17 protein-coding genes and 1 tRNA gene are annotated in these 18,213 nt (G+C 68.7%); 12 read left to right on the top strand and 6 right to left on the bottom strand.

The window, feature by feature from the left end; all coding sequences use genetic code 11:
- Positions 1 to 36 precede the first annotated feature (36 nt).
- The 4 genes from AUC47_RS09165 to AUC47_RS09150 all read left to right on the top strand — a co-directional run bounded on the left by AUC47_RS09165 (position 37) and on the right by AUC47_RS09150 (position 4,261).
- Positions 37 to 1,506: a malate:quinone oxidoreductase gene (locus AUC47_RS09165; RefSeq protein ID WP_096714910.1), complete on the top strand. Its 1,470-nt coding sequence runs from the start codon at positions 37 to 39 to the stop codon at positions 1,504 to 1,506.
- A gap of 7 nt (positions 1,507 to 1,513) precedes the next feature.
- Positions 1,514 to 2,167, top strand: a complete 654-nt coding sequence (locus AUC47_RS09160) for a thymidine kinase (RefSeq protein WP_096714909.1) — start codon at positions 1,514 to 1,516, stop codon at positions 2,165 to 2,167.
- Between the two features lie 100 nt (positions 2,168 to 2,267).
- Positions 2,268 to 2,990, top strand: coding sequence for a FadR/GntR family transcriptional regulator (locus AUC47_RS09155; protein ID WP_096714908.1), 723 nt, complete (start codon positions 2,268 to 2,270; stop codon positions 2,988 to 2,990).
- Between the two features lie 11 nt (positions 2,991 to 3,001).
- Positions 3,002 to 4,261 carry an alpha-hydroxy acid oxidase gene (locus tag AUC47_RS09150; RefSeq protein WP_096714907.1) on the top strand — a complete coding sequence of 420 codons (1,260 nt, stop codon included), beginning with the start codon at positions 3,002 to 3,004 and terminating at the stop codon, positions 4,259 to 4,261.
- A 28-nt stretch (positions 4,262 to 4,289) separates the two neighbouring features.
- Here AUC47_RS09150 and AUC47_RS09145 read toward each other — a convergent pair whose 3' ends face one another.
- The 5 genes from AUC47_RS09145 to AUC47_RS09125 all read right to left on the bottom strand — a co-directional run bounded on the left by AUC47_RS09145 (position 4,290) and on the right by AUC47_RS09125 (position 9,205).
- Entirely contained in the window at positions 4,290 to 5,045 is a 756-nt protein-coding gene (locus tag AUC47_RS09145) for an HAD-IIB family hydrolase (protein WP_096714906.1), read from the bottom strand.
- Positions 5,042 to 5,515 carry a VanZ family protein gene (locus tag AUC47_RS09140; RefSeq protein WP_096714905.1) on the bottom strand — a complete coding sequence of 158 codons (474 nt, stop codon included), beginning with the start codon at positions 5,513 to 5,515 and terminating at the stop codon, positions 5,042 to 5,044. The genes AUC47_RS09145 and AUC47_RS09140 overlap by 4 nt, the downstream gene beginning before the upstream one ends.
- 66 nt (positions 5,516 to 5,581) lie before the next feature.
- Positions 5,582 to 5,658 (bottom strand) — tRNA-Pro (locus AUC47_RS09135).
- Positions 5,659 to 5,711: 53 nt separating this feature from the next.
- Entirely contained in the window at positions 5,712 to 6,650 is a 939-nt protein-coding gene (locus AUC47_RS09130) for a metallophosphoesterase (protein ID WP_096714904.1), read from the bottom strand.
- Complete coding sequence (locus AUC47_RS09125) at positions 6,647 to 9,205, bottom strand: transglycosylase domain-containing protein (protein WP_096714903.1); 2,559 nt, start codon at positions 9,203 to 9,205, stop codon at positions 6,647 to 6,649. Before AUC47_RS09125 ends, AUC47_RS09130 begins: the two co-directional genes overlap by 4 nt.
- Positions 9,206 to 9,281: 76 nt before the next feature.
- Between AUC47_RS09125 and AUC47_RS09120 the strand changes: the two genes are divergently transcribed.
- Both AUC47_RS09120 and AUC47_RS09115 read left to right on the top strand, forming a co-directional pair.
- Positions 9,282 to 9,506 carry a hypothetical protein gene (locus AUC47_RS09120; RefSeq protein WP_096714902.1) on the top strand — a complete coding sequence of 75 codons (225 nt, stop codon included), beginning with the start codon at positions 9,282 to 9,284 and terminating at the stop codon, positions 9,504 to 9,506.
- Positions 9,503 to 9,961 carry a RidA family protein gene (locus AUC47_RS09115; RefSeq protein ID WP_096714901.1) on the top strand — a complete coding sequence of 153 codons (459 nt, stop codon included), beginning with the start codon at positions 9,503 to 9,505 and terminating at the stop codon, positions 9,959 to 9,961. Before AUC47_RS09120 ends, AUC47_RS09115 begins: the two co-directional genes overlap by 4 nt.
- 58 nt (positions 9,962 to 10,019) lie before the next feature.
- Here AUC47_RS09115 and acs read toward each other — a convergent pair whose 3' ends face one another.
- Entirely contained in the window at positions 10,020 to 11,987 is a 1,968-nt protein-coding gene (acs, locus tag AUC47_RS09110) for an acetate--CoA ligase (RefSeq protein ID WP_096714900.1), read from the bottom strand.
- Positions 11,988 to 12,395: 408 nt separating this feature from the next.
- On the opposite strand from acs, the gene AUC47_RS09105 reads away from it, so the two are divergent.
- The 6 genes from AUC47_RS09105 (at position 12,396) to topA (ending at position 18,203) form a co-directional block, all read left to right on the top strand.
- Entirely contained in the window at positions 12,396 to 13,403 is a 1,008-nt protein-coding gene (locus AUC47_RS09105) for a TadA family conjugal transfer-associated ATPase (RefSeq protein WP_096714899.1), read from the top strand.
- Complete coding sequence (locus AUC47_RS09100; protein WP_256999501.1) at positions 13,400 to 14,293, top strand: type II secretion system F family protein; 894 nt, start codon at positions 13,400 to 13,402, stop codon at positions 14,291 to 14,293. The genes AUC47_RS09105 and AUC47_RS09100 overlap by 4 nt, the downstream gene beginning before the upstream one ends.
- A gap of 38 nt (positions 14,294 to 14,331) precedes the next feature.
- Positions 14,332 to 14,529: a DUF4244 domain-containing protein gene (locus AUC47_RS09095; RefSeq protein WP_096714898.1), complete on the top strand. Its 198-nt coding sequence runs from the start codon at positions 14,332 to 14,334 to the stop codon at positions 14,527 to 14,529.
- 14 nt (positions 14,530 to 14,543) lie between these two features.
- Complete coding sequence (locus AUC47_RS09090) at positions 14,544 to 14,885, top strand: TadE family type IV pilus minor pilin (protein WP_256999500.1); 342 nt, start codon at positions 14,544 to 14,546, stop codon at positions 14,883 to 14,885.
- 34 nt (positions 14,886 to 14,919) lie between these two features.
- Complete coding sequence (locus tag AUC47_RS09085) at positions 14,920 to 15,249, top strand: helicase (protein ID WP_096714896.1); 330 nt, start codon at positions 14,920 to 14,922, stop codon at positions 15,247 to 15,249.
- A 98-nt stretch (positions 15,250 to 15,347) separates the two neighbouring features.
- Entirely contained in the window at positions 15,348 to 18,203 is a 2,856-nt protein-coding gene (gene topA, locus AUC47_RS09080) for a type I DNA topoisomerase (protein ID WP_096714895.1), read from the top strand.
- The last annotated feature ends 10 nt before the right edge of the window (positions 18,204 to 18,213 follow it).

The raw sequence follows: 18,213 nt of genomic DNA, 5'->3' as shown, positions 1-18,213 counted from the left end.
GTCTGCCGTGCCGTGCCCGCGAACTAGACTGTCCTGGTGACAGAAACAGTCGATGTCGTCCTGATCGGCGGTGGCATCATGAGCGCCACCCTGGGTACCCTGCTGCACGAGCTGCAGCCGGACTGGAAGATCGTCGCCTTCGAGCGGCTGTCTGACGTGGCCCAGGAGTCCTCCAACCCCTGGAACAATGCGGGCACCGGTCACGCCGCCCTCTGCGAGCTTAACTACATGCCGCAGCAGAAGGGCGCACCGCTCGACCCCGCGAAGGCGATCTCGATCAACGAGCAGTTCCAGCAGAGCCGCCAGTTCTGGTCGTCGCTCGTCGAGCGGGGCGTGCTCGACGAGCCGTCGACGTTCATCAACGCGACCCCGCACATGACCTTCGTGCGCGGCGAGAAGGACGTGGCCTACCTCAAGGACCGCTACGAGGTGCTGAAGAAGCAGCCGCTGTTCGCTGGTATCGAGTACAGCGAGGACTCGCGCGTCATCAACAAGTGGGCGCCTCTGCTCATGCAGCAGCGCCGCAAGGGCGAGCCGTTCGCGGCCACGCGCGTGCCGGCGGGCACGGACGTGGACTTCGGAGCCTTGACCCACCAGCTCTTCGACCACCTCACGAAGTCCGGCGTGTCGCTCCGCACGAATCACGAGGTCCGCTCGCTGAAGAAGCAGAAGGACGGCTGGCTGGTCAAGTACCGCACGACCGTCGGTCGCACCCCCGCCGAGATCAAGGCGCGCTTCGTCTTCGTCGGCGCGGGCGGCTGGGCGCTCAAGCTGCTGCAGCGCTCCGGGATCCCGGAGATCAAGGGAAACGGGGTCTTCCCGATCGGGGGGCAGTTCCTCAAGACGAGCAACCCGAAGATCGTGTCGCAGCACAAGGCCAAGGTGTACTCGCAGGCGTCGGTGGGCGCCCCGCCCATGTCGGTGCCGCATCTCGACACGCGTGTCGTCGACGGCGAGGCGTCGCTCATGTTCGGTCCGTTCGCGACATTCAGCCCGAAGTTCCTGAAGAACGGGTCGCTGCTCGACATCGTCACGCAGGTGCGACCGCACAACCTCATGCCGATGCTGCGCGTCGCGTTCGCGAACCCCGACCTCATCACCTACCTCATCGGCGAGCTGCTCAAGAACCACGCCAAGAAGGTCGACAGCCTGCGCACGTTCATGCCGACCGCGAAGGACGAGGACTGGACACTGATCGACGCCGGTCAGCGCGCGCAGGTCATGAAGAAGGACCCGAAGAAGGGCGGGGTGCTGCAGTTCGGCACCGAGGTCGTCGCATCCGCAGACGGCTCGATCGCCGGTCTGCTGGGTGCGTCGCCGGGTGCCTCCACGGCTGTGCCCATCATGCTCGACCTGCTGAAGAAGTGCTTCCCCGACGAGTACCCGGGCTGGGAGGCGGAGTTGCGCGAGCTGATCCCGACGTTCGGGGAGAAGCTCAACACGCAGCCCGCTCTGGCCGCGTCGTCGACCTCCTCGACGGCCGCCACGCTCGGCATCGACGAGTAGCGCAGCGGTGGCGAAGCTCTACTTCCGCTACGGCGCGATGAACTCGGGCAAGTCCACCGCTCTGCTCCAGGCCGCATACAACTACGAGGAGCGCGGCCAGCATGTGCTGCTCGCGAAGCCGGCCATCGACACGAAGGGCGCGTCGGAGATATCCAGTCGGCTGGGCATGACGCGCGAGGTCGACTTCCTGATCGGGCCCGACGACGACGCGCGTGCGCTGTTCGACGCGCAGCGCGATCGGGTGCGGCGTGCTGCCGAGGGCGAGCTGGTCCCGGAGGGGCCGGTCGACGTCGCGTGCCTCCTGATCGACGAGGCGCAGTTCCTCGCGGCGGAGCAGGTCGACGATCTGTTCCGTATCGCCATCGAAGACGGCATCCCGGTCATCGCCTATGGCATCCGCAACGACTTTCGCACCCATGCTTTCCCCGGCTCCGCCCGTCTGCTCGCGATCGCCCACTCCCTGGAGGAGCTGAAGACCATCTGCCGGTGCGGGCGCAAAGCGGTGTTCAACGGTCGGGTGATCGGCGGCAGCTTCGTGTTCGACGGCGATCAGGTCGCGATCGACGAGGGCGCTGAGGGTGCCTCCGCGCCCGAGATCACCACCTACGAGTCGCTCTGCGGCGCTTGCTACCTGCAGGAGTCCGGCGGTCGCCTGGGCTGACAGCTGCCACTCGCCTGTCCGCGGCTGCGCGACGGGCTCCTCTTGCGTGGTCTGACCACACTGGATACTGTGGTCAGACCACATGAGCGGAGGAGGGCGGATGCCTGAGCAACCCGCGCGCGCCTGGCGCCTCGTCCTCGAGCACGTCGAGCGGGAGCTTCTCGACGGACGTCTCGGTCCCGGCGATCGGTTCGCCTCCGAGCGCGACCTCGCCACCGAGCTCGGCGTCGGGCGATCCAGCGTTCGCGAGGCGCTACGGGTGCTCGAGGTCATGGGGCTGATCCGCACGGCCACCGGTTCGGGCCCGCAGTCGGGGGCCATCGTCATCGCGACGCCGACGGGCGGCATGTCGACGCTGCTGCGGCTGCAGGTCGCCGCGCAGGGCTTTCCGCTCGACGACGTGGTCCGCACTCGCCTGTTGCTGGAGGATGCCGTCGCCGCCGATCTCGCGTCGCAGTCCCGCCCGAGGCTCGATGAGGTCGGACGCGTGCTCGACGCGATGGACGAGCCCGGTCTCGCGCCCGCGGAGTTCCTCGCGCTCGACGCGCAGCTGCACCTCGCCCTCGCCGAGGCGAGCGGCAACTCGGTGGTCGCGGCGATGATGGCGGGGCTCCGCACCGCGATCGAGTCGTACGTGCAGCAGGGCGCAGCGGCGATCTCCGATTGGGATGCCATGGCAAACCGCCTCCGCTCAGAGCACCGCGCCATCGTCGCGGCCATCGATGAGGGAAACGCCGAGGGTTCCCGATCGCTCGTCCGCGCTCATATCACCGGCTACTACAGCGCGGCGGGACTCACCCGCGGCATCCCGTCCACCGACTGAGAGGTCAGAGCATGGTCCAGCGCCAGCTTCCCAACCCCGCCGAGCTCCTCGAGCTCATGAAGTTCAAGAAGCCGCAGTTCGACGGCACCACGCGGCGGCTCGACGCGGCGCTCACGATCGCCGATCTCCGCACGATCGCGAAGCGGCGCACGCCCAAGGCCGCGTTCGACTACACGGACGGAGCCGCGGAGGGCGAGCTTTCCCTCCGGCGTGCGCGGCAGGCGTTCCAGGACGTCGAGTTCCACCCCGGCATCCTGCGCCCGGCGCCGCAGGTCGACACATCGGTCGATATCCTCGGTGGGCCGTCGGCGCTGCCCTTCGGCATCGCCCCCACCGGGTTCACGCGGCTCATGCAGACCGAGGGCGAGGTCGCCGGAGCGGGCGCGGCGGCGGCGGCCGGCATCCCGTTCACGCTGTCGACGCTCGGCACGACGTCCATCGAGGGCGTCAAGGCGGCCAATCCCCACGGTCGCAACTGGTTCCAGCTGTACGTGATGCGGGATCGCGAGATCTCCTATGAGTTGACCCGCCGCGCGGCTGCCGCAGGCTTCGACACTCTGCAGTTCACCGTCGACACCCCGGTCGCCGGGGCCCGCCTGCGCGACAAGCGCAACGGCTTCAGCATCCCGCCGCAGCTGACACTCGGCACGATCGTCAACGCGATCCCGAGGCCGTGGTGGTGGTACGACTTCCTCACGACGCCGAAGCTCGAGTTCGCCTCTCTCAGCACGACGGGCGGCACCGTCGGTGAGTTGCTGGATGCCGCGATGGACCCGACCATCAGCTACGATGACCTGGCCGTGATCCGCGACCTGTGGCCGGGCAAGATCGTCATCAAGGGCGTCCAGAACGTCGAGGATTCCGTGCGACTGCGCGACGCGGGCGTCGACGGCATCGTGCTGTCGAATCACGGCGGACGCCAGCTCGACCGTGCGCCCATCCCGTTCCACCTCCTGCCGCAGGTGCGCCGTGCCGTCGGCGACGACTTCACGGTGATGATCGACACGGGCATCATGAACGGGGCGGACATCGTGGCGTCCGTCGCCCTCGGTGCGGACTTCACGCTGATCGGGCGGGCGTATCTCTACGGACTCATGGCCGGTGGCCGACGAGGCGTCGATCGCACCATCGCGATCCTGCGCACGGAGATCGAGCGCACGATGCGCCTGCTCGGTGTGGCATCGCTGGCCGAGCTCGAGCCCGCGCACGTCACTCAGTTGACGAGACTGGTGCCCGTCGCGAAGAGCGTGTCGGAAGCCGTCGTCCGCTGATCGTCGCGAGCGGGAGCGACGCGGCGGATCAGAGCGAGGCGAGCAGCTCGTCGAGCTTGTCCGCCGTGTCCTCCCAGCCCTCGACGGCGATCGAGGGCACGCCGAGAGCGAGCACGGGGTAGTCGTTGCCGCCCTCGTCCAGCCGATCTCCGTAGAAGAGCATGGACGCGAGCGGGATGCCGGTCAGCTCGGCGAGACGCTGCATGCCGTAGGCCTTGTCGATCCCTGCGCGCGTGATGTCGATCGACGTCGAGCCCCCGGAGCGGACCTCGAGTCCGGGGAGGCGTGCTGCCACGGCATCCCGCAGAGCCCCACGCTTCGAGCCGTCGGGGTCCCAGCCGTGCTTGGCGTCGCGCGGAGCCTTCTGGCCGAGGGCAGAGAACGTGATCTGCGATCCGCGGTCCTCGAGGATGTCGCCCCAGGGCTCCGGCTCCCACAGTCCGAGGCGCTCGGCCTCCTCCTTCAGCGCCGTCATCGCGGCATCCTTCTCATCGGTGCTGAGATCATGCGCGTACACGGGGGCGAAGTCGATGCCGTCGTGCCGCAGGTATCGGGTGCCGCAGGTGGGCAGCAGGTGCAGCCGGGACAGGGCGGCGGCGTCGACCGTCGCGAGCTGCGCGACGACCTGCGACCGGAACTGCTGCTCGTTGCCACCGGAGATGATGGCGACATCGCCGCGCTCCAGCAGCGCGACGAGAAGACGGGCGATGCGATCGCTGATGAGGCCTTTAGACGGTGCGAGGGTGTCGTCGAGATCGAAGGCGACGAGGGCGGGCGTGGTCATGATGCTTCCAGACTACGGTGCGGTCGGGTTGTGCTCGGTGCGAAGAGGAGAGTGCAGGCGATCGCGAGGAAGACCCCGATCAGCGCTCCGCCGGAGTTCGCGACGACGTCGCTGACGGTCGCCGCGCGGTGGGGGAGTGCGACGCGCTGTGCGATCTCGATGGCGACCGAGATCGCCGGGCCCAGCACGACGGCCACGGGCCAGATGCGGCGCGGTACCAGGAGGAAGGCGAAGACGCCGACCGGAACGAAGACCAGTACGTTCGCGATGATCTCCAGACGCGTGAAGTCGAGCCAGTCCCAGCCCAGCCGATGCGCGGTCGACAGCACCAGGTCGAGGAGGTTCGGCATCGACTCCTCGACGCGAGACGGCGTCAACGTCAGCAGAATCAAGCCGACGAGGAACGGGACGCCGAGCAGCACCGCGACGCCCCGCGTCCAGCGCTGCGGGGCAGGGAGCAGTGCGCTCACGCGATCCCCTTTCGCCGCATCCCGATACAGAGAAGGCCGCCCGTGTGGGCGGCCTTCCTATGTCACTGGTCGGGGTGACAGGATTTGAACCTGCGACCTCTTCGTCCCGAACGAAGCGCGCTACCAAGCTGCGCCACACCCCGTTTTGCAACCCTCCGAGTCTACAGGGAAATCTCTCCGGCACCCAATCGAGCGCTCAGTCGGGCGCCGTCAGCGTCAGCAGCGTTGCCTCGGGACGGCAGGCGAAGCGGACCGGTGCGTAGATCGAGTGACCGCACCCGGCGCTGACGTTGAGCGGCACAGAGCGGCCGCCGTGCGCCCAGGTACTGAGTCCCTTCGCCTGCGTGAGCGGGATGTCGCAGTTCGCGACCAGCGCGCCGAAGCCGGGGAGGCAGACCTGCCCCCCGTGCGTGTGGCCGCCGAGGATCGCGTCGGCGCCCAGGTCGACGAACGAGTTGAGGACCCGCTGGTACGGGGCGTGCGTGACGCCCAGCACCGGTGTTCGGGGTTCGCGCGGCCCGAGGGAGTCGATGGCCGCGGGCAGAGCGTCGAGGTCGTCCCAGTCGCGGTGGGCGTCGTTCACGCCGAACAGGTCCACCGCACTGCCGTTCACGTCGATACGGGCCGCGGCGTTGTTCAGCCCGACCCAGCCGAGCTCGTCGGTGAAGTACCGATCCATTGCGGCGGTGTCGAGCCGCGGCGACGGAGTGTTGGTCTTCTTCGAGGGGCCTGTGAAGTACAGGAACGGGTTCCGCGGAGACGGCGCGTTCACGTCGTTCGACCCGTGCACGAAGACCCCGGGGATGCCGGCGAGCGGATCGAATGCGCGGCGGATTCCCGCCAGGCCGTCGCGGTGTCCGAGGTTGTCGCCGGTGTTGACGATGAGATCCGGCTTCAGCTGCGCGAGCGACGCGAGCCAGTCCTGCTTCCGGTGCTGCCACGGCGCCATGTGCGCGTCCGAGAGGTGCAGGATGCGGATCGGCGCGGAGCCCTGGGGCAGAGCGGGTGCCGAAACCTCGCGCACGGTGAAGAGGTACCGCTCGATGCCGAAGCCCCACACAGCGGCCGCAGCACCGACGGCCCCCACCGCGCCGAGCGCGATGAGGGCCGGGTGAGCCGACGACCGTGACGTCACTGGCAGGCGACCGTGATCGGCGTGGACTTGTTCGCCGCCGTGTTCGCCGCCGGGTTGGTGGATGCCACGACCGCTCCATTCGGGTTGCACGAGTTGTCGAAGGAGATCGACGTGAAGCCTGCGGCGAACAGCGCGCTGCCGGCAGCCGTCTTCGACTGACCCGTGACGTCGGGCACGCTCGCGCCCTGTCCGTTGCTGGGCGAGATCGTCACCGTCGCGCCGCTCGGTGCCTGGCCTGAGGGGTCCTGGGCGACGATGACGTCCCCTGCGGGGCCATCCACAGGAGGACCGACGACGACCTGGAAGTCGGCGTTCTGCAGGGTGGCCGTCGCGGTCGCCGTATCCATGCCCACGACGTTCGGCACGTCCGTCAGCACCTGCTTGCTCAGGTTCGCGTCCGGCTGCGGGAACGCGTCGCCGCCGTAGATGTCGTTCGCGGTGCGCTGCATCGTGCGCGCCAGGCTGTAGCGCATCTCGTTGAGGGGCGTTCCGCCCCACGACTGACGCAGAATGCTCGCCTGCCCCTGCGAACGGCCGACCCAGACCGCTGTCGTGACCTTCGTGCTGGACTCGATCATCATGGTTCCCCACGACTCGTGGGTTCCGGTCTTGCCGATGAGCGGCACACCGTCGCGAGTGTTGGCACGCGCGCCGGTTCCGCCGTTCATGACGCCCTGCAGTGCGAAGGCTGCGGTGTTGGCGACCTCGGGCGAGATCACCTGCGAGCACTTGGACTCGGGGATCGGCAGCTCCTCGCCCTCGGCGTTGACGACGCGGTCGATCGCCTTCGGGGTGCAGTAGATGCCGTTGTTCGCAACCGTGGCGTACGCGCCTGCCATCGCGAGAGGCGAGATGTACTTCGGCCCGAGAATGTCATACGGAGCGGCCGGGTCGTCGGTGGTCTTGCCGCCGTTGGCAAGGGTGACGCCCATGCGGTCGGCCACAGCGTTGATCTTGCAGAGGTCGAGCTTCTCGGCCATCGCAAGGTACCCGGTGTTCAGCGAGTCGGCGGTGAACTTCATCACGGTGCCCGTGTACCCGCCCTGGTTTCCGAAGTTCTGGATCTTCGTGTTGTTGCGGATGCGGTCATCGCCGCACTTGAAGTTCTGGAACACCCGGATGCTGCCGTTGAGCGTCTCGCGCACCGAGTGGCCCTCCTCGAGCCAGTCGATCAGGGTGAAGAGCTTGTACGTGGATCCGACCGAGAAGCCGTTTGATCCTCCGTGCGCCTTGTCGGTCGCGAAGACGAGCGAGGTGTAGGCCTGGTCGCCCTGGACCGTCTCGCTGAACGTCGTGTTCTGCGTGATCGCGAGCACGCGCCCGGTCGTCGTCTCGAGCGAGACGCCTGCGGCGCCGAAGTACTGGTTGTCGTAGTTCCCCGGAACCGTCTCGAGCATCGCCTGCGCGCCGGCGTTCTGGATGTCGATGTTCATCGTCGAGTAGATCTTCAGACCACCCTGGCGGAGCAGGTCGCGCCGAGCCTCGGGAGTGTCACCGAAGGCGGGATCGTTGAGGACGACCGACTTCACGTACTCGCAGAAGTAGGCGCTGCGCGCGATGTCGTTGGCGGCGACGCAACCCTGCGTGGGAACGCTGATCGCGGGGGTGATCGGCGTCGCCTCCGCCTCGTCGTACTGCGCCTGCGTGATCTTGCCGTCGGTCAGCATGCGACCGAGCACGTAGTGCCGACGCTCGAGAGTGTCGGCATACCCGTCGGCCTCGGTGTTGTGGGCGACGCCGTCGTCATCCGTCCACGTTCCGTTCGGACGGTCGATGCGGTACTGGTTCGGGTTCTGCACCATGCCGGCGATCGTCGCGGCCTGCGCCACGGTGAGGTTCGCCGCGGTGGTGGAGAAGTAGTAGTTCGCCGCCGACTCGATGCCGTAGACGGTGCCGCCGAAGTTCGCGATGTTGAGGTACCCGAGGAGGATGTCGTTCTTCGAGTACTCCTTCTCGATCTGCAGCGCGTACCGCATCTCCTGGAGCTTGCGCTCGATGCCCTTCGAGCCGGACGCGTTGGTCGCGTCCAACCAGCACTGCTGCAGGTCGTCGGCGTACGTCCCGGAGGCCGGGTCGGCCTTCTGCTCGCACTCCTGGATGAGCACGTTCTTCACGTACTGCTGCGTGATCGTCGATGCGCCTCGATCGCTGGTTCCGCGCAGGTTGTCGACGAGCGCCTTCGCGGTCGCGCCGACGTTGACGCCGCCGTGCGTGTAGTAGCCCTTGTCCTCACTGGAGAGGACGGCGTCGAACACGACGGGGTTGATCTGCTCGAACGTCACGGGGACGCGGTTCTGCTCGTAGAACGACGCCAGCTCCACCGCGGAGCCGTCGGCCGCCGTGGCGTAGATCGTGGACTGCTCCATCGGAGCGGTCACATCGAGATTGGCGGGCAGGTCTTCGAAGATCGTGAGGGCCTGCGAACCGGCGATACCCGTCATGGCGAGGACCGGGGTGACGCTGGCCGTGACGAGGAGGCCGGCGACCGCGCTCAGGCCGACGAGTCCGAGGACCCCGCCGAGCGCACCCTTCACCGTGCGATTCTTTAGAGGCATACGCTGATCGTAGGGGAGTTCCCTGAAAAACCACCTTTGACGCATCCGGGTGCGGATGCCGCCAGACAGGAGAGCCATGACCACGTGGGAGTACCTCACGACGCCGCTGCTGATCCACAACACCGCCGCGATCCTCAACAACTGGGGCAAGCAGGGCTGGGAGCTCGTCCAGGTCGTACAGGGGCCGGAGGGCGGGCTCGTCGCCTACTTCAAGCGTCCTGTCACCACGGATGCGGCGGGCAACTCTGGTCTCGCGGCTGCCGAACAGGCGGCGCGCCAGTTCGAGGGAGGCGCAGCGTGAGCGTCTCCGCACGCCTCGCCGAGCTCGGCATCGAGCTGCCCGCGGTCGCCGCACCCGTCGCCGCCTACGTCCCCGCGGTCGTCCGCGACGGCCTGGTCTACACCTCCGGCCAGCTGCCTTTCTCCGACGGCGCCCTGCCGGCCACGGGGAAGGTGGGAGCTGCCGTCGCCGCCGACGACGCGAACGCCTACGCCCGCACCTGCGCGCTGAACGCGCTCGCTGCCGCTGCGGATGCCGCGGGCGGCGTCGACCGCATCGCCGGCGTCCTTCGGGTCGGCGGCTTCGTGGCATCCACTCCGGAGTTCACCGGCCAGCCCGGCGTCATCAACGGCGCGAGCGTGGTGCTCGGAGAGATCTTCGGCGATGCGGGGCGCCACGTCCGCGCCGCCGTGGGCGTGCCCGTGCTGCCCCTCGACAGTCCCGTCGAGGTCGAGGTCACCTTCATCCTCGCCTGACATCGCGGCACATGCGGAACGCCCCCTCCCGACCGGGAGGGGGCGTTCAGCACGCGTCTTACTTGACCTGCGCCGAGATGATGCTCATGACCGCGGTGTCCGCGAGCGTCGTCGTGTCGCCGACCTCGCGTCCTTCCGCGACATCGCGCAGCAGCCGCCGCATGATCTTCCCGGATCGGGTCTTCGGCAGCTCTCCGACGATGTAGACGTCGCGCGGACGCGCGATCGCTCCGATCTGCTCACCGACCCACAGGCGCAGCTGCTGGGCGAGCCCTGCCGGGTCGTGGGCCGAGAGGTAGCTCTCCTTGATGATGACGAAGGCGACGACCGCCTGACCGGTGGTCTCGTCGGAGGCGCCGACGACCGCGGCCTCGGCGGTGGCCTCGTGCGCGACGAGGGAGCTCTCGATCTCTGCGGTGGAGAGACGATGCCCCGAGACGTTCATGACGTCGTCGACGCGGCCGAGCAGCCACAGGTCGCCGTCATCGTCGAGGCGAGCTCCGTCGCCGGCGAAGTAGTACCCCTGGTTCTCGAACTTCTCCCAGTACGTCTCCTTGTACCGCTCCGGGTCGCCCCAGATGCCGCGGAGCATGCTGGGCCACGGCTCGGTGATCACGAGCAGTCCGCCGTTGCCGTTTCCCACCTCGGTGCCCGACTCGTCGACGACGTCGATCGAGATGCCGGGCAGCGGCACCTGTGCGGAGCCCGGCTTGGTCGCCGTCACGCCCGGGAGGGCCGACACCATGATCGCGCCGGTCTCGGTCTGCCACCACGTGTCGACGATCGGCGTCTTGCCGGCTCCGATCACGTCGCGGTACCAGATCCATGCTTCGGGGTTGATCGGCTCGCCCACCGACCCCAGCAGTCGCAGCGACGAGAGGTCGAACTTCTGCGGGACGCTGCGGCCGATCTTCATGAACGAGCGGATCGCGGTCGGCGCCGTGTAGAAGATCGAGACCCTGTACTTCTCGATGATCTCCCACCACCGGCCCGGGTGCGGGGAGTCGGGCGTGCCCTCGTAGATGACCTGGGTCGCACCGTTCGCGAGCGGTCCGTACGTCACATAGCTGTGGCCGGTGATCCACCCGATGTCGGCCGTGCACCAGTAGACGTCGGTCTCGGGGTGCAGGTCGAAGACGTACTTGTGCGAGTACGCCGCCTGGGTGAGGTAGCCGCCGGAGGTGTGCAGGATGCCCTTCGGCTTCCCGGTGGTTCCGGAGGTGTAGAGGATGAACAGCGGGTTCTCGGAGGGGAACGCCTGTGCCTCGTGGTCGGCGGATGCCGCGGGCACGGCGTCGTGCCACCAGACGTCGCGGCCCTCCTGCCAGTCGACCTCGTTCTCGCCGCGCTTCACGACGAGGACGTGCTCGACCGTCTGCTGCTCGCCGTCGCCACGGTCGGACAGCGCCTGGTCGACCGCGGGCTTGAGGGCGGAGACGCGTCCCTTGCGATAGCCGCCGTCGGCCGTGATGACGAGTTTGGCACCAGCGTCGTCGATGCGCGCGCGCAGGCTGTCGGCGCTGAAGCCGCCGAAGACCACGGAGTGGATCGCGCCGACGCGCGCGACGGCCAGCATGGAGGCCACCGCCTCGGGGATCATCGGGAGGTAGATCGCGACGCGGTCGCCGTGACCGATGCCCAGGTCTTCGAGCACGTTCGCGACCCGTTTGACCTCCTCGGTCAGCTCGGCGTAGGTGATGCTGCGCGAGTCGCCGGGTTCGCCCTCCCAGTGCAGGGCGACGCGGTCGCCGTTGCCTGCCTCGACATGGCGGTCGAGGCAGTTGTAGGCGACGTTGAGCTCACCGTCGTCGAACCACTTCGCGAACGGTGGCGTCGACCAGTCGAGGACCCGGGTGAACGGCGTGTTCCAGCTCAGGAGCTCACGGGACTGCTCGGCCCAGAACGCCTCGCGGTCGGCGGCAGCGCGCTCGTACAGTTCCGGCGACGAGACCGACTGGGCGGCGAACTCCTCGGACGGCGGGAATTTTCGGGTCTCGTCGAGAAGGTGATCGATCTGACTGCTCATCGGCAGGCGCTCCTTTGCGGCGTGCGGGTCGTACGGGCGCGACCGAGTCCGTGATCGATCGCGTGAGGGCGAATCTAGTCCCGGCCGATGCCATCGCATACTGCCGAAAGTCGGTACGGGAGCCGGTTTTGTGAGGACGGTCGCCCTGCGTACACTCGACGACAGCCGAATTCTTCATTCCGGCCTTGGCGTGCCCGATTCCCCCGAAAGGGTCGCCGTCGGCGGCATCTCATTCCCCCCGTGAGGTGCCGCCTTTCTCGTGTCTGCGCCGGGCCGGAGGCGGACCGTCTCCGCGTCGTATCCGCACCACCTCTGCACCGATGATGCCGCAGAGACGTTCCGCACAGCTTCTGCGGACGCCCGCCGATCGCCCGTCCGCGATCCGCTGGCGCTGTCTAGCGTCGAGCCATGAGCCACCGATTCGTCATCGAGCCGCGCGACGCGGTCACCCACCCCGGGGTCGGCGAAGCGAGCACCCGGGCCCCGCTCGACCCCGCCTTCGGGCCGCTCGCCGAGTTCTGCGCCGACGGGGATGTCACCGACGTGTTCGTGAACGGCTCGCTCGGGTTGTTCGTCGACCGAGGGAGGGGAACGGAGGCCGTCCAGGGGTGGCGGGCCTCGGAACGGGAGGTCCGCGACCTCGCCGTCGCCCTGGTCGGCCTCGGCGGGCGCCACCTCGACGACCAGGCGCCATGCGTCGACGTGCGGCTGGCGTCGGGGATCCGCGTCCATGCGGTGCTCGCCCCCGTCTCGGCGTCCGGTACCGCACTGTCGGTGCGAGTGCCCAGGGCGGGGGTCGCCGACCTCGATGCGCTCGCCGCCCTCGGATCGATCGACGACAGGCAGAAGCGGTGGCTGCTCGGCCTCGTGCGGGATCGTACGAACGTCTTGATCTCTGGGGGAACGGGCACCGGCAAGACGACGCTGCTCTCCGCGCTGCTGACCGCTGCGTCCGAGAACGAGCGCATCGTCACGATCGAGGACGTCGCCGAGCTCTCCCCTCGCCATCCGCATCACGTCGCCCTCGAGGCGCGGCAGCCGAACCTCGAGGGTGCGGGCGGAATCAGCCTCGCTCGCCTCGTGCGGGAATCGCTCCGCATGCGGCCCGACCGCCTCATCGTGGGGGAGTGCCGCGGTGAGGAGGTGCGCGAGTTGCTCAGCGCCCTGAACACCGGGCACGACGGCGGCGCGGGAACACTTCACGCCTCGGGGCTCGGCGACGTGCCGGCTCGCCTGGAGGCGCTCGGCGCGCTCGCGGGGCTGGATGCCACGGCTCTCGCCCGACAGGCGGTCAGCGCCTTCGGGATCGTGCTGCACCTGCACAGGGACCCCGACGGGATGAGGCGCATCGAGCGCGCGGGCACGCTCACTCTGGAAGGCGATCGCCTCGGTATAGAAGAGGTGCAGCCGTGGTGAGGTTTCTGCGCCGCAGATCGACCCCGCAGGGCACGGATCCGGCGACCACCGTACAGACCCTCGCGGTGCTGCTGCAGGCCGGCGCCGCTCCCATGGTCGCGTGGCGGCACATCGCCGACCTCGGCGACCCGCACGCGGTGTCGATCGTCGAGCGCGTCGACGCGGGGGAAGCGCTCGTGTCCGCGATCGAGGCGCAGGGAGGAGCATGGCGCGATCTCGCTGCGGCGTGGGAGGTCGCCACGACCGTCGGTGCCCCGCTCGCCGAGGTGCTGCGGACGATCGCAGACACCCTTCGCGATGCCGCAGCCGCTGCGGACGACGTGCGGATCGCGCTAGCGGAGCCCGCAGGTACCGCGCGGTTGCTTCTGTGGATGCCGTTCGCCGGCCTCCTCCTCGGCTTCGCGCTCGGATTCGACACCCTCGGCATCGTCACGACGAGCCCGCTCGGAGTGGGATGCCTGGTGGCCGGGCTCGTCCTCGTGCTCGCCGCGCGTGCCTGGACAGCCCAGTTGCTCAAGAGAGCACGTCCGAGGCCGGGCACGCCGGGGATGCAGGCGGAACTGGTCGCAGTGGCGCTGTCGGGAGGAGCCTCCGTCGACCGCGCGCTCCGCCTCGTCGACGACACCGGAGCATCGTGCCTCGACGACGGGCATCGGCTGCGGACCGTTCTCGATCTGTCCCGGTCGGCGGGCGTGCCCGCCGTCGAGCTCCTCCGGGCGTCGGCGGCGCAGGAAAGGCACGCGTCGCGCGTCGAAGGGCGACTGCGTGCCGCGCGGCTCTCCACCCGACTCCTGATACCGCTCGGCGTGTGCACCCTGCCCGCCTTCCTCCTGCTCGGGGTCGCGCCGCTGCTGCTCAGCGTGCTCGCCTCGACGCCCCTGCCGTTCTGACCGCACTCACGAGAAAGACCTAGAGAAAGAGGAACACCATGAGCACGATCCCCACACTGACCCGCCGCCGCGCGGCATCGCTCTTCGGCGACGAGAGCGGGGCGGCGACAGCCGAGTACGCCATCACCACCATGGCGGCGGTGGCCTTCGCCGGCCTGCTCGTCGTCATCCTGCGGTCGGGTGAGGTGCGTGGCATCCTCACCGACATCGTGCGCCGCGCGCTCACCGTCTCATGACGTGTCGGTGTCGCGTGACGGGTCGACCGGGCGGCGATCGGGGGTCGGTCGCCGCGGAACTCGCTCTCGCGCTGCCCGCCGTGCTGCTGGTCCTCCTGCTGGGGGCCGGTGCGCTCGGCGCGGCGTCGCGCCAGGTCGCGCTGCAGGATGCGGCGGCCGACGCTGCGAGACTGCTCGGTCGGGGAGAGGATGCGGGCAGGGCGGCGGCAGCGGTGGCGAGGGCCGTCCCAGGGGCCGGCATGGCGAGCCGCACCGCCGCCGACCTCGTCTGCGTCACCGCGCACAGCGAGGTCGCCATCGCCGCGGTCCGGCTTCCTCTCCGCGCGTCGAGCTGCGCCCTCGCCGGAGGTCTGTGATGGACGCCCGTGATGCCGCCCACCGGAGACGATGATGGCGGGCACAGCCCTGGGGGCCGGACTGCTGGCGGTCGCGGCCACGCTCTCGATCGGACTGGCGGCGATCGGAGGCTCCGCCGTCACCGCGCAGCGGGCCGCGGGGGCCGCCGACGCCGCGGCGCTCGCCGCAGCGGATGCCGCGAGCGGTGCCGTGGTCGCAGCGGACGACCCCTGCGCACTCGCCGCGCGCGTCGCGGCGGCATCCGGTGCTCGCGTGACGAGCTGCGCGCTGGCCGGTCTCGTGGCGACCGTGCAGGTCCAGGCGGCGTACGCTGGACTCGCCGCCGTCTCCCGCGCCCGTGCCGGGCCACCCGAGGAGAGATGACGTCGGCGCGAAGCGCGGTCCCGCGAGAACGCAGGTCGCCGCTGTGACCAACCCATCACGGCGGTGTGTATGGTGTGCTTCGGAGAAAGGATGCACCCTTGGCTCAAGGCAAGAAGCTGGTCATCGTCGAGTCCCCGACGAAGATGAGGTCTATTCAGGGGTACCTCGGTGACGGCTACGAGGTGCTCAGCTCGGTCGGTCACATTCGTGACCTCGCCGACAAGAAAGACATCCCCGCCGCCGACAAGCAGGCGTACGGGAAGTACTCGATCGACGTCGACAACGACTTCGACCCGTACTACGTCGTCTCCGACCGCAAGACCAAGACCGTCGCCGAGCTCAAGCGCGCGCTGAAGACCGCCGACGAGCTCCTGCTCGCCACTGATGAGGACCGCGAGGGCGAGGCCATCGCGTGGCACCTGCTCGAGACCCTCAAGCCCAAGGTGCCGGTCAAGCGCATGGTGTTCCATGAGATCACGAAGGATGCGATCCAGGCCGCCGTCGGCAATACCCGCGAACTCGACACCGACCTCGTCGATGCGCAGGAGACGCGCCGTATCCTCGACCGCCTGTACGGGTGGGACGTCTCCCCGGTTCTCTGGTACAAGGTCAAGACGGGGCTCTCCGCAGGCCGCGTGCAGTCCGCCGCGACCCGGATGATCGTCGAGCGCGAACGAGAGCGCATGGCCTTCGTCTCCGCCGACTACTGGGATGTCGAGGCGCTCGCGTCGTCGACCTCCGGGTTCCGTGTCCGGCTCGTCCGCGTCGACGGCGGCCAGCTCGCCAGGGGCACCGACTTCGACGACGCCGGAAAGCTCAAGAAGGCCGTCGTCGTCCTCGACGAGAAGAGGGCCGCATCGCTCGCACTCGCGGTCGACGCCGAGGGCGTCGGCACCGTATCCAAGGTCGAGGCGAAGCCGGGCACCCGGAGCCCCTACGCGCCGTTCACCACCTCCACGATGCAGCAGGAGGCGGGGCGCAAACTCTCGATGAGCGCGAAGCAGGCGATGAGCGTCGCCCAGCGTCTCTACGAGAAGGGCTACATCACCTATATGCGCACCGACTCCACGGCGCTGAGCACCCAGGCGGTGCAGGCGGCGCGGAGCCAGGCGGTCGCGCTGTACGGCGACACCGCCGTGCCTCTCAAGCCGCGCGTGTACAAGTCGAAGAGCAAGAACGCCCAGGAGGCTCACGAGGCCATCCGTCCCTCCGGCGAGACCTTCCGCACGCCCTCGTCGGTGTCGTCGGAACTGGACCGCGAGGAGTTCCGCCTCTACGACCTCATCTGGAAGCGCACGGTCGCGAGCCAGATGGCGGACGCGAAGTACGAGACCACGACCGTCACCGTCGCGGTCGACACGTCGTCGACGCCCGAGCTCGACACGCAGAGCGTCGAGTTCACGGCCTCCGGCACCGTCTACACCTTCAAGGGCTTCCTCGAGGCGTACGAAGAAGGACGCGACGAGAAGCGGAATTCTCAGGACACCTCCGACGAGCAGTCTTTGCCCGTCGTGGCGGTCGGCGATGAACTGCGGATGTCGGATGCCGAGGCCAAGGGCCATCGCACGACGCCGAAGCCCCGCTACACCGAGGCCTCGCTCGTGAAGGCGCTCGAGGAGCACGGCATCGGGCGCCCCTCGACGTTCGCGAGCATCATCGGCACCGTGATCGACCGAGGCTATGCCACGAAGCGCGGCCAGGCGCTCGTGCCGACGTGGCTCGCCTTCAGCGTCGTGCGACTGCTCGAAGAGCACTTCGCCGACCTCATCGACTACGACTTCACGGCAGCGCTGGAAGACGACCTCGACGCGATCGCGCGCGGCGAGCAGAAGCGCGTCGAGTGGCTGCGCTCCTTCTACTACGGCTCCGACCAGCAGGTCGGCCTGCGACAGGTCGTCGACAATCTCGGCGAGATCGACGCCCGCGCACTCAATTCGACGCGCATCACCGACACGGCGACGCTGCGCTTCGGCAAGTACGGTCCCTACCTCGAAGTGGTCGACCCCACCGCGCCCGACGAGAAGCCGCGCATCGTCAACGTTCCCGAAGACCTCGCCCCCGACGAGCTCACGGCCGAGAAGGCGCAGGAGCTCATCGACGCTCCCGTCGCAGGCGACCGCGTGCTCGGCGTGAATCCCGAGAACGGCAAGGTCATCGTCGTCAAGGACGGCCGGTTCGGACCCTACGTGCAGGAGAACGACCCGGTGTCCGACGACGCCGATGTCGACGAGTCCACCGGTGAGGTCGTCGAGAAGCCGAAGCCCAAGCGCGGAGCGAAGAAGGATGCTGCGCCCAAGCCGCGCACCGGGTCGCTCTTCCGCTCGATGTCGGTCGATACGATCGACCTCGACACGGCCCTTCAGCTGCTGAGCCTGCCGCGCGTGGTCGGCACCGATCCCGAATCCGGCGATGAGATCACGGCGCAGAACGGCCGCTACGGTCCGTACCTCAAGAAGGGCACCGACTCGCGCTCCCTCGAGAGCGAATCGCAGATCTTCGACGTCACGCTCGAACAGGCGCTCGAGATCTACAGGCAGCCCAAGTACGGCGCCGGAGCCCGCAGGGCGTCGAGCGCACTCGCCGAGTTCGAAGCCGATCCCGTGAGCGGCAAGCCGATCCGCATCCGCGACGGACGGTTCGGCGCGTACGTGACGGACGGTGAGACGAACGTCACCATTCCGCGTGGGCAGAAGCCCGAGGACATCACGTTCGAGATCGCGGTGCAGATGCTCGCCGACAAGCGAGCCAAGGGTCCGGCCCCGAAGCGCGGCGCACGCGGTGCCGCCGCGAAGAAGGCGCCGGCGAAGAAGGCGCCCGCCAAGAAGCCTGCGGCGAAGAAGCCCGCGGCCAAGAAACCGCAGACGGACGCCGAGAAGGCAGCCGCTCGCTCGGCGGCGGCCAAGAAGGCCGCGGCGACCCGTGCGGCGAACGCCGCGAAGAAGCGCTCCGAGTGAGCGGACCGAT

It is taken from the genome of Microbacterium sp. SZ1, from assembly GCF_002362255.1.
GTDB lineage: Bacteria > Actinomycetota > Actinomycetes > Actinomycetales > Microbacteriaceae > Microbacterium.
The sequence above is the reverse complement of the archived record's forward strand: the minus strand, read 5'-3'. Positions and strand labels throughout refer to the sequence as shown.

Excerpts from the sequence above, each read along its gene's own strand:
- AUC47_RS09155 (WP_096714908.1), top strand. The coding sequence starts at position 2,268 with ATGCCTGAGCAACCCGCGCGCGCCTGGCGCCTCGTCCTCGAGCACGTC.
- AUC47_RS09150 (WP_096714907.1), top strand. The coding sequence starts at position 3,002 with ATGGTCCAGCGCCAGCTTCCCAACCCCGCCGAGCTCCTCGAGCTCATG.
- AUC47_RS09145 (WP_096714906.1), bottom strand. The coding sequence starts at position 5,045 with ATGACCACGCCCGCCCTCGTCGCCTTCGATCTCGACGACACCCTCGCA.
- AUC47_RS09125 (WP_096714903.1), bottom strand. The coding sequence starts at position 9,205 with ATGCCTCTAAAGAATCGCACGGTGAAGGGTGCGCTCGGCGGGGTCCTC.
- AUC47_RS09120 (WP_096714902.1), top strand. The coding sequence starts at position 9,282 with ATGACCACGTGGGAGTACCTCACGACGCCGCTGCTGATCCACAACACC.
- acs (WP_096714900.1), bottom strand. The coding sequence starts at position 11,987 with ATGAGCAGTCAGATCGATCACCTTCTCGACGAGACCCGAAAATTCCCG.
- AUC47_RS09105 (WP_096714899.1), top strand. The coding sequence starts at position 12,396 with ATGAGCCACCGATTCGTCATCGAGCCGCGCGACGCGGTCACCCACCCC.
- AUC47_RS09095 (WP_096714898.1), top strand. The coding sequence starts at position 14,332 with ATGAGCACGATCCCCACACTGACCCGCCGCCGCGCGGCATCGCTCTTC.
- AUC47_RS09085 (WP_096714896.1), top strand. The coding sequence starts at position 14,920 with ATGGCGGGCACAGCCCTGGGGGCCGGACTGCTGGCGGTCGCGGCCACG.